The sequence below is a fragment of the Caballeronia temeraria genome (assembly GCF_001544795.2).
GTDB classification, from domain to species: domain Bacteria; phylum Pseudomonadota; class Gammaproteobacteria; order Burkholderiales; family Burkholderiaceae; genus Caballeronia; species Caballeronia temeraria.
Map to the genome: position 1 here is coordinate 47,288 of NZ_FCOI02000038.1, position 20,487 is coordinate 67,774.

19 protein-coding genes and 4 pseudogenes are annotated in these 20,487 nt (G+C 59.6%); 12 read left to right on the plus strand and 11 right to left on the minus strand.

Translation table 11 applies throughout. The annotated features are described in order from the left end of the window. The first annotated feature begins 27 nt into the window (after nucleotides 1-27). Both AWB76_RS33375 and AWB76_RS33380 read left to right on the plus strand, forming a co-directional pair. Nucleotides 28-1,377, plus strand: coding sequence for a sensor histidine kinase (locus AWB76_RS33375; RefSeq protein ID WP_061164374.1), 1,350 nt, complete (start codon nucleotides 28-30; stop codon nucleotides 1,375-1,377). Between the two features lie 137 nt (nucleotides 1,378-1,514). Then, entirely contained in the window at nucleotides 1,515-2,198 is a 684-nt protein-coding gene (locus AWB76_RS33380) for a response regulator transcription factor (RefSeq protein ID WP_061164375.1), read from the plus strand. 524 nt (nucleotides 2,199-2,722) lie between these two features. Here AWB76_RS33380 and AWB76_RS39655 read toward each other — a convergent pair. Beyond that, nucleotides 2,723-3,469, minus strand: a pseudogene (locus AWB76_RS39655) (transposase). Nucleotides 3,470-3,588: 119 nt separating this feature from the next. Continuing rightward, entirely contained in the window at nucleotides 3,589-3,987 is a 399-nt protein-coding gene (locus tag AWB76_RS33395) for a nuclear transport factor 2 family protein (protein ID WP_061164378.1), read from the minus strand. Nucleotides 3,988-4,782: 795 nt separating this feature from the next. Here AWB76_RS33395 and AWB76_RS41260 point away from each other — a divergent pair. The 3 genes from AWB76_RS41260 to AWB76_RS41755 all read left to right on the plus strand — a co-directional run bounded on the left by AWB76_RS41260 (nucleotide 4,783) and on the right by AWB76_RS41755 (nucleotide 6,192). Beyond that, entirely contained in the window at nucleotides 4,783-4,986 is a 204-nt protein-coding gene (locus AWB76_RS41260; RefSeq protein ID WP_157696263.1) for a hypothetical protein, read from the plus strand. Nucleotides 4,987-5,132: 146 nt separating this feature from the next. Beyond that, nucleotides 5,133-5,480, plus strand: coding sequence for an IS110 family transposase (locus tag AWB76_RS33400; RefSeq protein ID WP_061164379.1), 348 nt, complete (start codon nucleotides 5,133-5,135; stop codon nucleotides 5,478-5,480). A 535-nt stretch (nucleotides 5,481-6,015) separates the two neighbouring features. Beyond that, nucleotides 6,016-6,192 carry a hypothetical protein gene (locus tag AWB76_RS41755; protein WP_167357798.1) on the plus strand — a complete coding sequence of 59 codons (177 nt, stop codon included), beginning with the start codon at nucleotides 6,016-6,018 and terminating at the stop codon, nucleotides 6,190-6,192. 719 nt (nucleotides 6,193-6,911) lie between these two features. On the opposite strand, the gene AWB76_RS33410 is transcribed toward AWB76_RS41755, so the two are convergent. The 4 genes and pseudogenes from AWB76_RS33410 to AWB76_RS33420 form a co-directional block, all read right to left on the minus strand. Next, nucleotides 6,912-7,886: an NHL repeat-containing protein gene (locus AWB76_RS33410; protein ID WP_061164380.1), complete on the minus strand. Its 975-nt coding sequence runs from the start codon at nucleotides 7,884-7,886 to the stop codon at nucleotides 6,912-6,914. Nucleotides 7,887-8,648: 762 nt separating this feature from the next. Continuing rightward, nucleotides 8,649-8,835, minus strand: a pseudogene (locus AWB76_RS39660) (transposase); the annotation flags it as partial. Nucleotides 8,836-9,027: 192 nt separating this feature from the next. Next, nucleotides 9,028-9,516 (minus strand): annotated as a pseudogene (locus AWB76_RS39665) (transposase); the annotation flags it as partial. A gap of 187 nt (nucleotides 9,517-9,703) precedes the next feature. Next, on the minus strand, nucleotides 9,704-9,898 hold the full coding sequence (locus tag AWB76_RS33420) for a DUF3563 family protein (RefSeq protein ID WP_157696264.1): 195 nt from the start codon (nucleotides 9,896-9,898) through the stop codon (nucleotides 9,704-9,706). A 267-nt stretch (nucleotides 9,899-10,165) separates the two neighbouring features. Here AWB76_RS33420 and AWB76_RS41265 point away from each other — a divergent pair, with 267 nt between their 5' ends. Further along, nucleotides 10,166-10,690, plus strand: coding sequence for a hypothetical protein (locus AWB76_RS41265; RefSeq protein ID WP_157696265.1), 525 nt, complete (start codon nucleotides 10,166-10,168; stop codon nucleotides 10,688-10,690). Between the two features lie 737 nt (nucleotides 10,691-11,427). Continuing rightward, entirely contained in the window at nucleotides 11,428-11,637 is a 210-nt protein-coding gene (locus AWB76_RS33430; RefSeq protein WP_061164384.1) for a hypothetical protein, read from the plus strand. A 1,708-nt stretch (nucleotides 11,638-13,345) separates the two neighbouring features. On the opposite strand, the gene AWB76_RS33440 is transcribed toward AWB76_RS33430, so the two are convergent. Beyond that, complete coding sequence (locus tag AWB76_RS33440) at nucleotides 13,346-14,323, minus strand: alpha/beta fold hydrolase (protein ID WP_061164385.1); 978 nt, start codon at nucleotides 14,321-14,323, stop codon at nucleotides 13,346-13,348. Nucleotides 14,324-14,365: 42 nt separating this feature from the next. Further along, on the minus strand, nucleotides 14,366-14,563 hold the full coding sequence (locus tag AWB76_RS33445) for a hypothetical protein (RefSeq protein WP_061164386.1): 198 nt from the start codon (nucleotides 14,561-14,563) through the stop codon (nucleotides 14,366-14,368). Between the two features lie 269 nt (nucleotides 14,564-14,832). On the opposite strand from AWB76_RS33445, the gene AWB76_RS42405 reads away from it, so the two are divergent. Together AWB76_RS42405 and AWB76_RS43265 are read left to right on the plus strand one after the other, a co-directional pair. Beyond that, complete coding sequence (locus tag AWB76_RS42405) at nucleotides 14,833-15,027, plus strand: hypothetical protein (RefSeq protein WP_074171466.1); 195 nt, start codon at nucleotides 14,833-14,835, stop codon at nucleotides 15,025-15,027. Between the two features lie 340 nt (nucleotides 15,028-15,367). Continuing rightward, nucleotides 15,368-16,086, plus strand: a pseudogene (locus AWB76_RS43265) (IS21 family transposase); the annotation flags it as partial. On the opposite strand, the gene AWB76_RS43270 reads toward AWB76_RS43265, so the two are convergent. Continuing rightward, on the minus strand, nucleotides 16,050-16,298 hold the full coding sequence (locus tag AWB76_RS43270) for a hypothetical protein (protein ID WP_445343876.1): 249 nt from the start codon (nucleotides 16,296-16,298) through the stop codon (nucleotides 16,050-16,052). The pseudogene AWB76_RS43265 and the gene AWB76_RS43270 overlap by 37 nt on opposite strands. 33 nt (nucleotides 16,299-16,331) lie before the next feature. Between AWB76_RS43270 and AWB76_RS43275 the strand changes: the two genes are divergently transcribed. Then, nucleotides 16,332-16,616 carry a hypothetical protein gene (locus tag AWB76_RS43275; RefSeq protein ID WP_061164387.1) on the plus strand — a complete coding sequence of 95 codons (285 nt, stop codon included), beginning with the start codon at nucleotides 16,332-16,334 and terminating at the stop codon, nucleotides 16,614-16,616. Here the strand turns inward: AWB76_RS43275 and AWB76_RS33460 are convergent. Both AWB76_RS33460 and AWB76_RS33465 read right to left on the minus strand, forming a co-directional pair. Next, nucleotides 16,603-16,932: an HdeA/HdeB family chaperone gene (locus AWB76_RS33460; protein WP_061164388.1), complete on the minus strand. Its 330-nt coding sequence runs from the start codon at nucleotides 16,930-16,932 to the stop codon at nucleotides 16,603-16,605. The two genes, AWB76_RS43275 and AWB76_RS33460, sit on opposite strands and share 14 nt — an antisense overlap. Before the next feature lie 606 nt (nucleotides 16,933-17,538). Further along, on the minus strand, nucleotides 17,539-18,300 hold the full coding sequence (locus AWB76_RS33465) for a sulfite exporter TauE/SafE family protein (protein WP_157696266.1): 762 nt from the start codon (nucleotides 18,298-18,300) through the stop codon (nucleotides 17,539-17,541). A gap of 438 nt (nucleotides 18,301-18,738) precedes the next feature. Between AWB76_RS33465 and AWB76_RS33470 the strand changes: the two genes are divergently transcribed. Both AWB76_RS33470 and AWB76_RS33475 read left to right on the plus strand, forming a co-directional pair. Next, complete coding sequence (locus tag AWB76_RS33470) at nucleotides 18,739-19,764, plus strand: IS110 family RNA-guided transposase (RefSeq protein ID WP_061164390.1); 1,026 nt, start codon at nucleotides 18,739-18,741, stop codon at nucleotides 19,762-19,764. Between the two features lie 300 nt (nucleotides 19,765-20,064). After that, nucleotides 20,065-20,487 (plus strand): transposase (locus AWB76_RS33475; protein WP_208606643.1); only part of this gene is annotated, 423 nt, incomplete at its 3' end.

The following is a 20,487-nucleotide window of genomic DNA, read 5'->3' on the forward strand; positions in this document are numbered from 1 at the left end:
CGTCTCATCCCAAGGCGGCGGACTCGAATGATCAAATCATTGAAGAATCAGCTGGTGCTCGCGCTCGGACTGCTCGTCAGCGTGATCGGCGTCGTGCAGGGCGTGAGTTCGTATCAGTTGAGCAAGACCGGCATGAACGCGCTGCTCGACATGCGCCTCGAACAGGTAGCCGCGCGCCTGCGCGACGGCTTGGCCGAAAGCCTGCCGAAAAATCCGGCGCGCGGCACGCAGGACGAGCGCGATGTCGTCGCCGTGGTGTGGAAGCCGGGCGAGGCGTTGCCTTTCCGCACGACCGACCCGTCGCTGCACTTTCCGCGCGACGCGCAGCCGGGTTTTTCCGGCGTCGACGTCAACGGCGAGCATTGGCGCATGTTCACGCGCCAGGAGCCGACGATGACGATCCAGGTCGCGCAGCGCTCGTCGATCCGGCGCGAAATCACGCAGGAAGCCGCGACGCAAACGCTCTGGCCGATCGCGGTGCTTTTGCCGCTCGTGTGGATCGCGGTCGCGCTCGTCGTGCGGCGCTCGCTGCGTCAGTTGAACGAGCTGGGCGAGGAAGTCCGCGCCATCGACATGGGTCATCTGCAGCCGCTGCCGACCGTCGGCGTGCCCACGGAAATCGCGCCCTTCATCCATTCGATCAACACGATGATCGAGCGCCTCGCGACATCGATCGAGAAGGAGCGCAAGTTCATCGCCGATGCCGCGCACGAATTGCGCACGCCGCTCACCGCGCTGCAGCTTCAGGCCGACAATCTCGCGCCGCATATCTATCCCGGCAATCAGGAGCGCTTTCAGGAGTTGCGCAAGGGCATCGCGCGCAGCGGCAAGCTGATTACGCAACTCTTGCGGATGGCGCGCGCCGATGCGCCGATGAACGGCGCGCCGCTCGCGCGCGTGAACATCGCGGACGTGGTCACGGCCGCCGTCGCCGACGTGCTGCCGATCGCCTTGTCGCGCGGCATGGATATCGGCGCGGAGGAAATGGTGAACGCGCACGTGCGCGCGGTGGAAACCGACATCGGCATGGCGGTGAAGAATCTCGTGGCGAACGCGGTGCGCTATACGCCCGATGGCGGCACCATCGACCTGCGCACGCGGCGCGATGGCGACATGGTCTGGATCGATGTCGTCGACACGGGGCCGGGCATCGACGAAGCGTTGCTGCCGCGCGTGTTCGACCGCTTTTTCCGCGCGAATCCGGATATCGAGGGCAGCGGGCTGGGGCTGTCGATCGTGAAGGCGATTGCCGCGCGTTACGGCGGCGACGTGACGCTTGAAAATCGCAGCGACGGGCGCTCGGGCATCGTCGCTTCGATCGGTTTTCCGGTCGAGGAAGTGAGCGAAAGAGCGCCATCGCCTACGTTGATTCTTTAGCATTTGCGAGCGATAAAATACAATCGTCGCCTGTCACGGAGTCGCCTTCGCCGGTCAGTCCGAGCGAAAAGACACCCGTGCGAATGAAACAGTCTCCGGCGCGTGTGGCACCATTCTCGCGGGATTAGGAGTAGGACATGCGAATTCTTCTGATCGAAGACGACCTGCAGATCGGCACGAGCCTGATGCGTGCGCTCAAGGACGCCGATTACGCCGTCGATTGGGTCCGCGACGGCAACGCGGGCCGCGAGGCGATCAACGCGGCCGAGTACACCGTCGTGTTGCTCGATCTCGGCTTGCCGGGCATGACGGGCATCGAACTCTTGCGGCAGGCGCGCACGTCCGGCAACGCGACGCCGGTGCTGATCCTCACCGCGCGCGACGATCTCGACACACGCGTCCAGGGCCTCGATCTCGGCGCCGACGACTATCTCCTCAAGCCCTTCGACATGCCCGAACTGCTGGCGCGCATCCGCGCGGTGCTGCGCCGCAAGGCGGGCTACGCGGTCTCGCGCCTCGGCGACGATTCGCTCTGCCTCAATCTCGATCAGCGTACGCTTACGTGCGGAGAGACGTCGGGCGTGCTGTCCGCGCGTGAATTCGCGCTGATGCACGCGCTGCTCGAACGTCCCGGCACGATCTTCTCGCGCGATCAACTCGAAGACCGTCTCTACGGCTGGGGCAAGGAAGTGGAGAGCAACGCGGTCGACGTGCTGATCCATTCGGTGCGCAAGAAATTCGGCGCGGGCGTGATCCGCAACGTGCGCGGCCTCGGCTGGACGGTGATGCTCGGCCAGGTCGGCCGCGAGGAAACGAAATAGCGCGCGCGACATCGGCGGCGCGGCTCAATGCTCGTCGTATCGACGGCCGAGCGCGCCGCAAAAATACATGCTGTAGTCGTGATCCTGCGTTTCGATCTGACACATGCGCCGCTCGGTTTCGGCGGGATTGTTAGACAACCCGAGATAACCGTCGCGGTCCCGCCCGACACGGATTCAAGAGTCCAGTTCCGACGGATCGAGCGAGACGGCAGACGCACTCGATTGCCTAATGCGACGCCGTACATCCTGTCCCGCGGTCGCGTAGATCTCTAACACCAGCTGATGCATGGACCGCCCACTCGGGGCGCTTCAGAAAAAAAAGCAAAAAGCACGTTAGCGACAGGCGGCCGCTCCATTTGACATCTCCGACTTCCCATGAAACAAAGGGGACGCCCGTAGCGGGTACGGCGCCCGCGAATGCCGAGCTTCCGATTGCTCGCGGTTAATGGAAGGTGATGTGAAAGGACCGGCGCGCGGCCTATAGCGATAACGTCGGGCGGTTTCAAACCGAAGTGCAACGTGGGTTAAGGTTTAGGTCGTTGAGGTTGGCTCGCTGAGGCAAGTGTTGCAGCGAAGACTTCGAATGGCGAATGGAAAGCGTGGGTTGCGCGCGGCCGACTGTTCAGGCTGTCGGCGATGGCATCGAGCTCGTCCTGGGTGTAGACCGAGGGGTCGATGCCCTTGAGGGAGCAATCCGCTTGTGTTTCTCAGGCCCCGCGCTGCCAGGGGATATGTGGGTCGCAGAAGAACACGCGTACGCCAGTGGCTTTTGTGAGTTCTTGATGCCGCGACATTTCTTTTCGCTGGTCGTAGGTAAAAGTTTGTTGCGCCCGTGATAAAGTCGCCCTCCCAATGGCCAGGCAGCAAGCGGTTCTCGATGTCGGGCGGGCGCATGTGAATACTCACCATGCCGAGAATCTGCGCGCGCCGGTCGGTGCCGCGCGTGCGGGACATACGAGTGCTATGGCCGGGCGCACGCAGGCAACCGCCTAATGAACTGGCGGCGAAATTCGCCGCGCGGCTGAGCGTAGATGGCCGTGCAGATGGTTTCGTGCGAAACGTGCTGGGTAAGGCCGGTCCGATACATGCGCTTCAGTGTGCCCGATAGCTCTGCGATGCGCGGCGCCGAGCGCTCCTGCAGGTGCGGACGCGTAGCCAGCAGGAGAACCATTCAGCTTCAGTTCACGGCTTACGGTGGCTGGCGAGCGGCCGAGTTTCTGGGCCATGGCGCGGATACTAGAACCCTGCAAATGCAGGTTGGCGATGGTCAGGCGCTCTTCGGGTTAAACCTGTTGATACTGATTTCGTTGTCCATCGCAACACCCTACACGAAACAGGTGTTGCACTTGAGAGTTGAGGCGGCCCCGGGAAACGTGCGCCTGTTGGCGGCTCATTCTCGTTGAGACGAATAGCTATCGAACGCCTTCACCTGTCGCCAATCCGGATAGGTGGTTTCCCAAATACGATGGATCTTGCCATCGACAAAGGTCGCAATCAATAGGATTTCGAATTCGACGGGCGCCTCGTCGGGCCGCTGGGTCTTGATCCAGAGCCTTACGGCGACACGATCTTCCGATTCAACCCAGGTGGCTTCGTCATAACGGACGTCGTAGCGGATCGAGGTCGGATACACCTTCGCATGGCCCGATTCAAATGCCGCGTAATCTTGAATATTGCCATTGGTCTCGAGTATAAAATCGCGGCTGTAATAATGGGCGATCCGGGACAAGTCCTTCTTGAGCACCATCTCCTCAAACATTTCGCGCAGGAGCTTAGCAGGCGAATTCATGTCCGTTTCCTTCGACAATATTGTTTGGATTCAATCGCGCCGCCACCTATCGGCCATAACACATTGTAACGACCGTCTCGGTGCGTAGGCTTTATCATCGAGCCTTTCAAGTGCGGCTCCTCGCATAAAGTTTGACATTCGTACAACAGGTGACCGCAATCAAACAAACGAAACGGATAAGGGGCCGGTCATCACTCGAAAAATCTCTATTTGTAATGGTGCCGATGCAGCGGTGCGCCACAGCGGGCCCGTCTGTCGTTTCGATCCGCGTGGCGCCGCCATCTGGTAGCCGCACGATTAAATGCATACACGGGCAGTGAAACCGATTGACGACATGGCGATCGTGTCATCGACGATGTCTGTCTGTGTGAGGTCTGTTTCATGATGCGTCTGTTGTTGGATTTGTTGCATTAACGCGATGCGCTCAGCCGCGCGGACTCCGGACGCGTGCTCGAAGAGCGCACGGTTCGGCCGAGTCCCATCGTAGCGGCGCAGAGTTAGTCTAGAATGAGCGCGCGGGGTAGCTTTGCCTTCGAAAGCGAGGAAATCCCAGTGAACCGGGGCACGCGCTGAACGCCGTTGCGCCGGGGTGCGTATCCGTCGCGCCGATTCGCCGCCTTTTAGTCTTTCCCTTTGCCTGCATCATCGCTGGCGCACGCCCCGGCCGCTTCATTTATCCGGCTGTCCGATCCGCGCGGCCACTTCTGAAATCGATTTGCCAGGTTCGTTGACTCATCTTAAGCTAAGTTTCGCGCCCTACTCTACCCGGAAGAATAGACAGAGCAGGAACGAACTATGAGCGCGCCACCCGACGAACGCCTTTGCACATTGAGCGAGATTGCCGCCGAATGCTTTAACGTCGATGTCCTGAACGCCGATGCAGCCGAGTGCCGTGTGTCGGTAAGACCGGTCGACATCGTTCGCGCTCTCGAGAGCGCTTACGACATGGGCCTAATAGCCGGCTATCAATTGACGCGTTCAGCAACGCTTCACGCTTGACGTTTTCAGCTAGTCTGCTCATACGATGCACACATCGTTTTTAAGGCCCACGAGCATGATGCTCCCTACGCTGCCGCTCGAGGGAAAGCCAGTTGCGACTCTCGTCTCCAGAAAAAGTTCTGCTTCGACCCGAGTCTGCATTGCTAATGACCGTGCCTGGTATTGGCCTCACCCTTGCGACCGTTATCCCGCTGCAAATCGGCTCGACCGAGCGTTTCGCCAGCGCTGCCAACTTCGCTTCCTACGCGCGCTGTGTCGAACGTCAGTATTTGATCAGCGGCAAGAAGAAAGGCGAAGGTAACGCTAGGAACGGCAACAAGTATCTCGCCTGGGTATTCGTCGAGGCAGCTAACTTCGCGCTGCGCTTTTGCGATCCGGGCCGACACTTCTATGAGCGCAAGAACGCCAAAATCAGTCCGGTCGTCGCCCGCAAGGCCTCGGCCCCCAAGCTGGCGCGCGTGTTCCCATATGCTGAAGAAGCGCAAGTCGTTTGATATGACCCGCTGCTTCGTATAGCGCTACCACGGCGACCGGCAAGCCCGGTTCCACGGATGGAGCCACAGCACTGGTTTGAATGGGACACCGATTCGCCGTCGCCCGTAGAGTGTAGTCAAAACGGACCGTCTGCAATGCGGACCACCCACAGATTGGCGCCGTTTGACCGGCAGCCCCGATTTGTGTAAGCCTATGGGCGCATTTGCGGTACCGGAGCTCTTATGGCGTGGCTAAGCCACCAGGGCGACCGGCTGCTTGTCGCCGCTCGCTTGATCCCGATGGGTGTCTGACGGCGGAGCGCGCCAACGACAATGGCCGGGGGCGTCGAACGGGATCGAAGATCTACAGACGGCCACCTGTTCGATGGAGGGCAGTTTGAGGCAGATGCATCGAATTGGGAAGCGACGTCAAAGCCTGGGAGAACCGCATCGAATCGGGAAGCGACGTCGAAGCCTGCGAGAACCGCGGGCCCTCACGCTCTGCTAATTCTCCCCGATCACACTTCCCTCACACGCTGCAAGACAGGAGGGAAAGATGAAGACCGAACCGACGCCAATCGCCGCGGCATCGCCCGTCGCGCAGGATGTGCAGGACGTGCAGCGCGATGCATCGTCCGGGGAAAGCGCGTTCGACGCATCGTCGCGTGCCGCGTCGATGTCCTACGAAGACCTTCTGCCCTACCTGCTTCTGCCGATGGCCGGCTCGTACTGAATCATGACACCGATCAGCCGATGTTCCCGAGACGGCGTCGCCTACAGGTTTCATCACATTGGCATTTCGACGCACGCCGTGCGCAATCACCGCTTCTTGAAAGCCAGCATGAGCATACAGTCGGCGCCGCTCTTGCACGTGCGGAACTATATGCCCACATCGCTCACCCGCGCGTGGCCCGTCGGCTGCCCGAATTAATGGTTGGCGCCGGGACGCGGCGTTCAGGGCGAGGTCTGGCGAAGGGACTGGAAGGACAGACGGTGCTGCCCAGTCCTTACGAGCGAATCGACGGCTTACATGTCACGGTGATTCGGAACGGTGACTCAAACGCCGTAGCACAACCTTAGCTGCTTGAGTCGTAATGTGTGATGTGCACATACGCGTACGAAGAATGAACGCAGGACTAGCGCACGCTGAACCGCATCACGGCCCTCGCACACTTGCCGATGGGCGCCTTGCACGCAGCGGGCAGCACGGGCACATCGCTGACTGCGGCCCGCGCCGACTTCAGCACGTCAATGCTCTCGATACCCGGCACACCGAGCCCCAACAGAGCGACGGCATAGTACGCCGCGCCGATCACTACGCTGCGCGCCTGGCCGTCAGGAACCCGGTTGACGTTGGTCCGCGTCTTTCAGTGAGCGTTCCAAGCTGCCGCCAGCCTTCAAATCGTCGTGGACAACCAGTACTCCCCTCGTTGTCCATCGCCATGTTGCCTCTCATTGAAGCGGGCTGATTGACAGGATTACGTTGTCGTCGACATCGGTCGAGTACAGCGCCTGTCCGATGAAAAGCAGCCCGCCGAGATCAGGCAACGGTGCGGGCAACGGTCCCGTGACGAGATTCGTCTGGCCCGGAACACCTGCCACCGTGCTAACGACGCCGGCCGGCGAGATTTCGCGAATGGTCTTATTGAAGAAGTCGCTGGCGTAGATGTTGCCGGCAGGGTCAAGCGCCAGCGTCGTGAGGCCGTTGAAGGTCGCGACGTTGCCCGGGCCGTCCGTCCCGCCCTGCACTGCAGTCGATCCGGCGAGCGTCGTGACGACGCCGTGCGTGCCGCTGAGCTGCATCTTGTAGAGCACGCCTGCGCCCCCGTTCAGGTCATCGTCCGATACGTAGAGGTTGTTGGCCTGGTCGATCGCGATGGCTTGCGGGTTCACGAGCGCGAGCGACGCACCATTCGTGACGCCCCCCAGCGAAATCACGTTGACGGTACCACCCGGCGTGATCTGCGCGAGCACGCTGGGTTGCGTCGGCGTGGACATGAAGAAGTACACGTTGGCGTTGCTGTCGACGCCGATCGCGTCGCTTCCGTCCGTCTGCACGGCGACGTTCGTGGCCGAGTCGATTAGCGTCGTCACCTGTCCGGCGGGCGTGATCTTGCGAATCACGGCGACGGTCGCGGTCGGGGCTTGATCCGTGACATAGAGATTGCCCGCGCGGTCCGTCGCAATCTGCTGGGGACCTTCGAACAATGCGCCATTACCCACGCCGTCTGCGGAACCGGCCTTACCCGGCGTGCCGGCGATCGTGGTGACGACGCCGTTGCTGATCTTGCGGATCGTGTAGTTGTCGGTGTCCGCGACAAAAATGTCGCCTGCATTGTCGGACGCGAGACCTTGCGCAAAATTGAACTGCGCAGCGCTCACGGGGCCGTCGACATTGCCCGTCGCATCCACGACGCCCGCAAACACGTTGATGGCTGGTTGCGGAACAACGGGCGGCGGAGGGGCAGGATTGTTCGCTGACGAAGACGAGCCACCGCCGCAGGCGCACAGAAAACCTGCCAGCGTGCCGACAACAACCAAGCGGGCTATGGCGGAAGAACACGGAATGGAATAGAGCTGCTTCATTTTGTATCTTTAACTGAATGAATAGGCAACACCGCAAAACCCTGCTAAGGGAATTCTGCAAAACACCGGCCCGGTTTCCAGCCCCAAAAATGGAGGATAAAATTGCCGCTTGCCGTGTGTGAGAGGTTTCAACCGCGTGAATTGACTGCTTTTCGGGAAAGGCCTGTATACCGGCGGTGCAAGAATCTTCCAGGCGTCGACGCGATCAATCCCGGCCGCCCATTAACTGGCTTTAACCGCCGCAATTCTTGCCTGGCAGAATTAGGTGAAAGTTAAGACTGAGGACCGCGCTTTGTTTGTAGGTCGTTCTCAGGGTTTCGTTTGCCGCTCAAGATCGACGATTGCCGCCGAATGGCTGCCGCACGTTGTTGCCGCGATCGATTGAGCCAAACGCGGAATCCGCGGGGATCGGACCGGTGACTGGTAACAATCAAACACGTCAGCTATCGTAAATCGATTGGCGCAGACCATCTGTCACTGGTTGAAAGTTAATGGCGTCGCTCAAAAGCGGCGCGCGGGCCCGACGCGCGAGTGTTCACCGAACGGGTCATCTAGGATCCGGAATTGACCACGTCGCCGCCTGCCGGGGTCCGGTCACGAGTGGCCACATCCCATTTCTGCCGCCAAGTCGCGCCATCGAATACCGGTCTTCAGCACAAACAGAATGCCGGTCAACGGCCCTGTCCGGCACTTGTTGGCGACCCAGATACTTGAAACGGCGTGGCTCTGCCGGAGGAAGAAATGGTTCGATTAGTGCCCACAGCTCGTCGTCAATGATTGGTTTACCCATCTCCTCGACCCTATTGTCACGACGATCGAAGTTAAGGAAGCTCTGAAGAATGTGGTTTCAAAAGCCTGCGCACCATATAGGCGTTGGGCAGGTTGTTCTCGCTCAGCAAGGCTGTGTATGGCAGAGGCGATGGGCCCGCACTTTGTGACCTCTCATCGAGAGTGCGGGAGCGAGTTCATTCAGTTGTGTGTTTTACGCCTCGCGCAGCGCCTTACGCATCATCCATAACTTTCCCAACGCAAACAATGTGGTGATCTGAGCCGTGTTCTTCGCCAGCCCCGGTATCGCATCTTCAAGTAACCAAACTGTCGCTTGAGAATTCGGAATGGATGTTCGACCTTTGCACGAATTCCGGCTTTCAGTCGTTCGATCTTGTCGTATATCAATCCCTTTTCCTCCAATAATCCAGACGACCGCCAGGATCTGCGCAGCGATGCCATGCGCTTCGAGCAGGTGCCGAAACCGCAAGATAGTCGTTTCATCTGGAAGACGGGTTATCCCGCCATCGAGGCTTGCAAATTCGCGATACAGCGGTACATCGTAGAGGGCTTCTTCCATCGCTGGATCCGACAGACCGAACCATTGTTGGAGGAAATAAATCTGCAACGTCGTCGCCACCGGAAATGGCGGACGACCAGTCTTCACCTTCGGATAATGCGGCTCGATCACGACCAGTACCCCTGATTACCCATGCAAGAAAGAGTTTTGCAGATCTTCCTTAACAGCCCTCATGGGCTCTTTTGGAAACCGTCTCTAAGAGCTCGTCGAGTAAGTATCGCCCTCGGCGCGGAAAGCGGTTGTTCATCTGGCTTCACGGTGACTCATCCATTCACCGGACGGGCTGTGATCGGGTCACAAGAAGTGCCAATCAGTATCGATGATCACGCGAATCACGCCTGCGATCGCCGTAGTACATCGAATACGGTGAGTGACTTGCTTCAAAGTAGCGGTCGCGGCGCTCCAGATCGGCCAAGTCAGTCGCTGAGCTAAGGTACGCATCGCGTCGCATGTCTTCCGCCGCAGTCAATCGGGATACGAGCTTTTCCATCAGTTTCTTGAACATGATCTCCTCCGGGAGAGGCACGGCTTGGCCGTGCATAGAACGTCTATCAAGGGAGACGAATGTTAAGTAATGAGAATTAGGCGAACGTGAGCGGGCGCAGGGCAACGTGGCAGGAAAGGAAAGTGACGGAGCAAAGCCTAGCATCATCATGCATCATGCTTAAAGCCCAAAGGCGCAGCCGTCGCTCGAAGCGCCCCTGCCTGCGAACACGAAAGTGCAGCTAGCGCCCGCAATAGCGCCGCGACGCGAAAGGTTGGGGGAACCGAGATGGTCCACAACGAGTTCGCCGACCGACGAGCCGGCCGTAAACGCAACCTGCACTATTGCAGACAAGGAGAGCCGCGCCAGCTTGAGCATTTTCCGCAGTTGCGCGTTGCATCCACAGCAGCTCTGCACAGGAGCGAGTCACGGCAAGGCAGCCTCGACCGTGGGAGCATCATGGCGACGACCGCGATTGAACGCTTCAATTGCGTTCGACGGCGCGGGAATACACGAGATTTGACACCAAACCAACGGTCCCGGAGCCCGGTAGATCCAAGTGATGCTCGACATTGCGAGATTCGCACGCTTAATGAAAAATGGCGTGACGTAGGTGTTTGCGCAGAAGTGGGCGCCAAACAGAAGCCCGACAATGATGAGTGCAATCCGGGCATCGTGGTGATGCAACGGGCGCACAAGATCTCGCCATCGCATGGCTGCATCGATGGCGGCGACGGTACGAGGCAGAACTGGGCGGCGAATGCCACGCCGACAAGTACGGCCGTCGACGTGAACGCGCCCCCGCCACGATGAAACTGCCGTGCGCTCAAGCGACGTGGCCGCGAAGCGCTGGGTCGAGCTTACGGCGAGTGAGGACGTCCAAACTCTGCGGGAGCATTACGCGCTAGACGCCCCCGACGCAGAAATCGAATGCGGTGCATTGCCGACCCGCAAATCTTTTGACACCGCGTTGGGAATGCGACGTACCGAGGCGCTTCACTGGTGTTTCCGATAGCTAACGCTGCCGTAAGCCGCGAGCCATTCGCGGTTGATTCGAACGCGCGAAGGTTGCTGCTTATTCGATGTCAGTGAGGACATGCCAATGAGCCGACTCGTTAAGGCCGGACCGCGACATGCGCGAGAGCTCGTCGAACTGAACTGCACGACGGCTCCGTATCGAGCGGCGGTCGAAAACAATTCGGAAGGTTGGAACTCTCGGGAATTCGTCGCGCGCTTTCTCGCGCTACCGCACCTCGGGGAGCGAAAGCGCGGACGTCACGGTGTTGTCGGACTGAATGTACCGACCCGGCTGACCTCTAACGAGCAATACGACAGGTAGAGTTGATTCGCGATGTTCCGTCTGAAGGAAATCTGTGTAAGCCGTTACGAACTGTGTGGCCATTCAAATGGCCGGTAACGGGCGGGGGAAGCAACTCATTGAGCGCTAATCATCGTCCACTAGCATGGTTCAGACAGCGCGGTAACGTTACGCGAGAGGATTGAATCGCTCGCAAACGCGGCAGTCGCTCGTCTTTGACCTGGAGTAGAGCATGAACACAGCATATGAAGAACGCCTGAATGTCCTGAGTGAAATCGCCGAAGAGTGCTTCGATGTGAACGGGTTGTCGTCGGACGCCTCGGAACCGGAAGCGCGCCTTTCGGTCCGGGTGAGCGATATCGTCCGTGCTTTGGAATCAGCGTATGACGTCGGGCTGATTGCAGGATATCATCTGTCTCGTAAGCAGCGGACACGGTACTGAACCTCACTGATCCAAACTGCCCGTTGAACTGTCACACGTCAACTTGGTCAAGACATGTGAAGGCCAAGAGACACTGGCCGATGGTCTTTTTACCCCCCGACGGGATCGCGGGATGCACATGATGAGCCGCGCGTCAGGTGGGAGAAAAAGGTTTCATGCGGAGGCTTAGACGCGAGTCGAATGCTTCCCTCAAGCCGATAACTACCGTCGCATTGATTTTCAGAATGCTGTGCGCAGGCTTTGTGGCGGGGTCTGTCATGTATGCTGCCGTTGCCGTCCACGTTTTGACTTTGGACCCGTCCCCTGGCACCGTTTCAGCAAAGGCTGAGGAGCATCCGCGAATCGCTCTGCGAGAACCGTTCGCTTGTCGAGCGGTACGGATTCGGGGAGACCGATAAGAACTATGCCTATTCGCCCTGTGCGAGCTGCGAAAACACCTGCTGAGAATCGCTCGGGCGAGTCCGAGGCGAGTGCTGAGCGCCTGTAGTGTCCCCTCCGCAGGTGGCACTGCGTAATACACTGTTGCGGGCGATCTAGCGACGTGCCGGACTTCAAAAACGCCGGCGTCGGGCAGGACGTCCGAATGTGTGCCCTGTACGCGGCTGCTCATCAATAAAGCGGGGGCTTTTCTTCCTGAATTTTGCCCGACTCCATATTTCTCGATCATCGAGCGTTGTTTCGATGAACTGGATTTGCACGCCCGCATATCGATTGTGGCGATCCGATATTCGTCGATGGGCTGATAGGGTCCCAGGATGCCCGCGTGACTAGTTGTCCCCGCGTCCCGGGCTGTTGACTTTGTATTCAGCGTGCGGCTGCGTACGGATGAGCGGGTGCAACGGCGAGTCGCCGTCGAAGCGATGTCATTGGATTGGTCTGGTCCTGCCGGATCGTCGGCCGTATGGAGGCCGAGTGAGCCCGCGAAGTGCTCACCGTTCAGCGGATGCTCTGTTGGAATGCCGATTTGGCGCAATGTGTACGTCACGCCTTTGTATTCCGTCGCGCGCGCCGACACGCTCAGTCCGGCCGCGGCGCGCTTCATACAAACGCTGCTGCAGTTCACCGCGACTTGTTGGCCGTCGACATGTTCTTGACGCCCGCGTAGAACACGATCAGTTCAACGGGCGTATCGCCCGTGACGCCACGATGCGCGATTCCCACCATTTCCGGCAGCGTATCGCCCGCATGCAGCGTCTTCTCGTGATGTCCGTCGCGGCTCTGGACCTTCAGCGTTCGGCATGGGATGCGTGTGCCACGGCAGCGCCGTGTGCGCGGGAATCACGATGTTCAGCACGGTCAATTGCGGCTGGCCGGCGGGATAACTCTTATAGCGCGTGCCATCCCATGAATGGTCGCTCTTGAGCAGCACGGTCGAGACCGTGGTTTCGGGGTTAGCAAGGTAGGCGGCAGCATCCGCCGCATACGCGTGAATGACGCAACAGCCCGCGAGCAGGCCAACGAAAAGTCCACGAAACAGCATGCGTGACACGACGAAACTCCTGGTGCGTAGTTAGGAGGATTCGATACTTCTGAAGTCGCGTGGTCGACGGTGTCTCTGCGTCCACACAGCGCCGCGCTCGAACAGCGGCGAATCGCATTGCAAATGGCGAAGACGTTTCTCGCGCCACCGCGTTTGCGCAACCATCCGACGACGCGGATGCATACGCTCTTCGCGCAGTACGTCGATCAGCAGTTCGCGGCGAGCGACTCAGGGCATTGACTGGGTATCCGGCGATCGCGCGATGAAGCGGTTGACGGCTGCGGCGAGCGCGTTCGGATACTGGAACATCATCGCGTGGCCTGCTGCCTTGACGTCAAGAAGCTGCGCGCGCGGAATTGCCTTCGCGAGCGCCCCGCCGTTCTGTTCGTGCAGCACCTGATCGTCGGCGCCTGACAAGACCAGCGTATCGATGCGCAGCTTCGGCAACGCATCGGCGGCCGCATCGTCTTTTTCCCACGCGGATATCAGCGCGGACTGACCCGCCGTCACAGCGGTGGACACGGGCGGATTGCCGTAATCGGCAGGCACGAACATGTTCTGGCGGAAGCATTTCGACGCCGCCTTCACTGCCGATGCGGGAAACAGCACTTTCATCACGTCGTCGAAAGTCGTGCCGGGCGCGCCCGAGAGCGCCGCCATCACGTCGGGCGCGACGGGGACGCCGAGGCGGCCGGGTGCGGGCGCGCTCATCAACACGATGCGCCGCACGTTCGCGGGATGATCGAGCGCGAGTTGCGCAGCAACTGCGCCCCCCATCGACCAGCCGAGCACGGTCGCATCGCGCAGTTTCAACGTGCCGATCAGCGCGTCGAGATCGTCTGCCATGTCTTTCGCGGTGAACGCCGACGCATGTGGCTCGGAGCGTCCGATGCCGCGATTGTCGAGCACGATCACTTCGTGCCCTCTGGCGAGGGTCGCAAGAAAGGCGGCGTTCCATTCGGAGAGCGTCGCGCGATAGCCGGTTTGCAGCACGATCGGGCTGCCTTTGCCAAAGCGGTAATACGCGATGTCGCCGCGCGCGGTATGCGCGATCTGCTCGCGGATCGTCGGATTCCTGTCCGGACGGTTCGCGACAACGGAACACGCGTCTTCCGCCGGATAGATGACGGTTCTCGCGTCGACGGGGCGGCTGAGCGTGCCGGCCAGCAGCGACGCAAGCGCGACGATCGTGAGCAGGCGGTTCATGTGTCGGGTCCTTTCGCGTGGCTTTATCTGTAGAACGTCGGTTCAGAGATGCAGGTGCGGCCCTTTTTCGTCCATCGATGCCGGCGAAGGTTCGCTGCGGATGCGCTTCGTTGCGGGTCGGGCCTGACGTTTGAGAACGCGGGCGTCGATCATCTCGAGGAAAAATGCCGGCACGATGCAAGCGGCAAAGACGCTCGATCCGAGTGCGAAGAAAACGGCGAAAGTCGGTTGGAAATCCATGATGTGCTCCTGGGGCAAAGATTCGTTTTCACGTTCGGTCCGTAGCGCGATGCCAGAGCGTCTGGCCACTGTGCAATGATGCGGGCGTCGAATTAGGTGAAAATGATCGGCATTCACGCGATCAACGCCAATCAGCCTTCTACCGGAACCGTCCGGTCCGAGCCCGATCCGTCGCTGAACCGCTCGCTCCAACGCGGCATGGACATTCTGCGTCCGTTTGGGCCGGGCGCGACCTTGCTGACCAATAGCCACCTCATGAGCGCACGGGTTTGCCGAGAGCAACGGTCAGCCATCTCGCGACGACGCTCGTCGAAGCGGGTTTGCTCGAACACGACGCCACGTGTCGCACCTGTCGGCTCAGTATTCCCGTGCTGAGTGCTGCGCAGGCCCCCGGGCGCGGACCTAAGAAATGGTGTTTCTGGAGCCCGTCTGCTACACCCCGCGTGCCTCTCTGCGCACGGTGATGTTGTCGGGTTAGCACCTGCCAATGGTTCGCGCTAACCCGTGGCGTCTCACCCGATAGCATAGCCCCGCCTCGGAGCACATACTTGAGGACGGGAATTCGGAGTAGAGGCCTGACCGGGATTCGCTAAAAATCCTCCACGTCTTAGCCTAAGCGACTGATCGGGATGCGGAATCGATGGCTAGAGAACGCCAATTATCTTGGCCGGTCCTTTGACAGTTACCTTGGCCGGTGGTGAGGAGTCGAAGGCGGCGTAGCCGCCGGAGACGACGAACTACCGGCGGCGCCGGAGTGGCGGGTTTTACGATGGGCTGATCGCGTCGAACAGGAAGCGAACAGCCATGCCTGGAACCTACGTAACGGACCAGCAGGTCCGACTATATATGAGCAAGCGCAAACATCACACTCAGGAAGTCGCCGCGGCGATGGCGGGCATGAGCGTTCGCGCGGCTCGGCGCATTGAGCATGACGACCGTCCGCCGTCGCAGAAGCCACCGCGCGCGTGGCGTACACGTCACGATCCGTTCGCGGAAGTCTGGGAGGCCGAAGTCGTGCCATTGCTGCGGCACGCGCCCCGGCTCAAGGCCATCACGTTCCTGTGCAAGCTGCAGGAGGCGCATCTGGCCTCTTACCTGACAGCATGCGGCGTACGCTCGAGCGGCGCGTCAGCCAATGGCGCGCACTCGAGGGCCCTGGCAAGGAGATCTTCTTCCCGCAGCAGCACTTGCCCGGCGTGCAGGGGCTCTCCGACTTCACCGACATGCGGGACCTGCGCGTCACGGTTGCCGGCGCGGCCCTCGATCACCGGCTCTATCACTTCGTGCTCGCGTTCTCGCACTGGGAATACGCCTATGTCGTCGAAGGTGGTGAGAGCCCCGAAGCTCTCTCCACCGGTTTACAGAACGCGCTGTGGCGGGCTGGCGGCTGCCCGCATGAGCATCGCACCGACAGCCTATCGGCAGCGTCTAAGAATTTGCAGACTGAAGAGGATTTGACGGCTCGCTATGACGCACTGCTGGTGCATTACGGCATGGCCGGCACGCGTAATAACGTCGGCGTGCGCTTGAGCGCCTCGATGAAGTGCCGGTAGTCGAGCTTGCGACGGCGGCTGTTAGCCGCATGCGAGCCGCGCGCTGTGTTGTGCACGAGCGCGCCGGATAGATAGCAGTCGAGGTGATCGGCGTAGACGCGCAGCGTCAGACGGTGGCCGATCAGGCGCGACAGTGCGCTGTAGAGAATGCCCCGCACGGTGAAGGTGTCACAGCGTGTCACGCGTGCTTCCTCTTCGATGAAGTCGGTCGTTCGATGCCCCAGGCGTTCAAGGGGCTGGCGTTTCGCGACGACTTGTTCCCGCGCGAGGCGTACCGCCGGACGTGGGAGCGGCTCGAGGCGGAACTGACCCAGCGCGAAGCCTGCAAGACCATGGTCGGCTTACTGGAACTGGCCGCGAATCAGAGAGTCGAGACCGTTCTTGCTGGGCGGCTCGAGATTAGCAAGCTTTTGGAGGATGTTGAACGCGTGTGGAAACGAAAATGCCGCGAGCGATGTCGCGGCATTGAGCACGCTAGCGAAGCGATCACGTATGGCTGAAAAGCGCGATACGCCCAGTCTTGTACAGGTCGCGCACTTTGCTCGCGAACGACGCTTTTGGCGCGCGCTCGCATTCGCCGACGACGGCTGCCACAGGCGTTGCCGTATCGACGACCGTCGTCACCGTTTCCTGCACGCCGAGCTTGTCGGTACCCGACACCCAGTAGACGAGCGCAGGCTTGTACGTATCTTCAACAGCGAGAAAATCGCCGCAACTCATCGTTGCGGGCTTGATGGGTTTGGCCGCCTGTGCGAGCGCAAACGGGGACACACAAAGACTGGCCAGAACGGCGGCACTAACTGCGATGCGTTTCATGAACTTCTCCAAGGTAGTGTTGTAACTCTCCCTACCTTGCGGGCGGCAGAGTCGTGAGCATCATTACGGTAGGCTTTGCAATGATGTGTACATCGTAAGGGCGCACAGTGAGTTGAAAATTACGTCAGGAACAAGGCGTTTCGGAACATGTCGGTTGACAGCCGGCGATCAGGCGCATGTTGTACTCGTTTTCGAGCGCACGAACGATATCGACCGGTTTCACCGATACACCGTATTGGGGTGCGTCGGCATCGAGAGTACGTGGTGTGCGAATGGTCGAGCGCGATGATTCAAAGCTTTGCTATTTTCATCGCACGGGTCACGGGTTCCGGCGCAGCAGCGTTGTCCCTGGGCGGTCGACTGGTCGGCCGGTCTTTCACTCAGTTCTTCGCGACGCCGAGGGCGCTCGGAGCATCGGATAAGTGAAAAGAAGGAAATAGGTTGACAATGAACCTTATCAGTCTTCGAGGCGCGTCGCCGGGCGATGAAACCAGACCATTCACCCATCATTGTGTTCGCATCACTTTCTGCGTTGACGGGAAACCCACCGGCTGCCGTTGCCACGCCGCTCCTCACCTGCAGATGGCAGACATCAAAGATTTTGAGTTAAAAAAAATACTGCACCAGCAAATGTATGAGTTCTGCCAGCGTGACCAGCACGAGTAATCCGACAATCCATCGCCGAGCCTGCTCCGACACTGCAAGTCGTGCACCCAGCAATCCCCCTGCCATACTGCCTAACGCCATCACACCGCCAACGCTCCAGTCGATGCTTCCTTTCTCGGCGAAAATCATCATGGCCACGGCGGTTACCGGAACAAGCACAAAAATTTTGATCGCGTTCGCCTCCACGATCGGTATACCCATTGCAAGCACGAGCACCAGAAGCGTATATGTCGCCGACAAGCCGATGAGGCCGGCCCAAATTCCTACGAGGAACAGCATCACGAAAGGCTTAGTTCCGAGTTTGAAGGTTGACGACGCAGCGGACTTTAAAAGGACATTAAGCTTCATCAGCAAGAGCGCTAGCGTGATTACGACGGCGCCAACGATACCGATGCGAATATCATGGCTGGGTAGAGACTCTGCAAACAGGGCGCCGATGACGGAACCTAGAGTAGCCGGAGTTGATACGAGGAAAGCCCGTCTCCACGGTATTGCACCTCGGCGAGCGAGGCCAACGACCGAAGACATCGCGCCGACCAGGACCGGGATGCGATTCGTCGCGTCGGCATTGAGCGCATGAAGGCCGGACCACATCAGGATAGGCAAAGACACAGCCGATCCTGATGATGCAACGGCATTTAAAAAACCTGACGCAAGCCCGGTGAGAACGACGATGAGTGCGCCGGCGGGTGTGATATGCATGCTGATCTCTGACATTTCGGAAGATTGAATGCGGCACCGGCACTCCATCGGATCACTAGTACATGTGGCGAAACGCTCAACAATAAATAGCCGACACGTCGCAGGGAGGATCCTGAACCCGGTACGCTTGGGTTGCGGCAAAGATAAGCAGGCAGAATTAGTCGAAAGTTACACGCATGCGCGAGCGTCGCTTTGAGAGCAAACGTAGGCTTTACTGGAAGCTCGCTTATCGAGCAGCCCGCGCCACGACGAAGGGAACGGCTTACAAAGAACCGTGAAAAGTACGGTTTGTGAGAAGCCAGATTCTTGAGAAGCAGATCTGCATCACCGGCATCACCGCGCGCGACAGTGAGCCTGTCAGATTTAATGAGATGGTCACCCCCACCCCACGAGCGCGGGTTACGCTTGTAGGGCGTTTTCTTTTTCGGAGAGGCCATCATGCAGGACGTGACGCTCGTTGGAATCGATCTGGGCAAGCATTCGTTTCACCTTCACGGCCAAGATCGGCACGGAAAGGCAGTGTTTCGCAAGAAGGTGACGCGCAAGCAGCTGGTCGAGTTCTTCGCCGCGTTTCACGCCTGCACGGTCGTCATGGAAGCCTGTGCGGGTGCTCATCATATGGCACGCAAGCTTGCCACGTTCGGGCATCAGGTCAAACTCATTTCGCCGCAGTACGTGCGGCCTTTCGTGAAGAGCAACAAGAATGATTTCGTCGACGCGGAGGCGATCTGTGAGGCGGCGTCTCGCCCGGCCATGCGGTTTGTGACGCCCAAGACCGAATCGCAGCAAACTCTATCGGCCCTACATCGAATGCGCGAATCATTGATTCGTGACCGCACGAAGACCGTCAATCAAATACACGGCTTCTTGCTTGAGTTCGGCGTCAGCTTGCCTGTCGGCAACGCCGTCATCACGCGGCTGCCAGCCATAGTCGCCGAGCATCCGCTGCCGCCACGCCTGATCGCGATCCTCGAGCGTCTGCACGCTCACTTCAAGTACCTCAACGAACAGATCGGCGAGATCGACAAAGAAGTGGCCCGCCAGCTTGCCGACGACGATCTCGGCCGGCGTTTACTGTCAATTCCAGGCGTCGGCCCAATCACCGCGAGCGTGCTGGCCGCCGAGATGGGCGACGGCAGGCAATACCGATGTAGCCGAGACTTCGCCGCGTCGATCGGCCTGGTACCACGCCAGTACAGCACGGGCGGCAAGTCTAACCTGCTGGGAATCAGCAAGCGAGGGGACAAGAACATCCGGCGCCTGCTGGTGCAGTGCGCCCGCGCCTACATGCTTAGACTCGAGCGGCAGCATGGCCGGCTCGCGCAGTGGGTGCGCGCAATGCTGACGCGACGGCATTCCAATGTCGTGGCGTGCGCGCTAGCGAACAAGTTGGCGCGCACCGCATGGGCGCTGGCGGCGCGCAACACCACGTTCGATGCGGGCCTAAGCGCCATGCCTGCTTGAGCATCCGTCCGGAACTACCTACACGAAGTTCCCATCTGGTTTTGCGATCGCTGAGGTTTGATGACGTGAACGGCATACCGGCCTGACAAATAACCTGCACACTAAATCGGCCTCTGAGGCCGAAGAATTTTTTAGGATTGTTAGGCGCGACTCTCATCGTGGCGCGGGGAGCAATCCCATACCGACGCCGGATAGATTTAAGCAAGCCAACCACAACATCAAGAATCAGTGTTGCAAAAACGGGGGTGACCATAGATTTAGTGTGCCGAGGTCATGAGACGATAACGGGAATAACGTCCTATGACCGAAGCAACCGTGACAAAGAAGAACAAGAGCACAAAGGCACCGAAGCTGTTTTCCGATGAGCTAATTGACCAATTGCTTGCACAAGTTCAGGGCAAGGATGCCGAGTTGGTCCTGGGCGAATCGGGTCTGGCCGGCCAACTCAAGAAGCGGCTAGCCGAACGCATGCTCGCGGCCGAGCTGAGCCACCATCTGGAAGCCGAGAGCGAGCAAGGCAAGGCTGGCAACCACCGCAACTGCACGAGCTCGAAGACGGTCCTGACGCCCAACGGCGAACTGAAGCTGGGTATTCCGCGCGACCGGCAGGCGACGTTTGAGCCGCAACTGGTTGGCAAGTATCAACGCCGGCTGCCGGGTTTCGACGACCACGTCATCAGCATGTATGCGCGCGGCATGAGCGTGCGCGAGATTCAAGGCCAT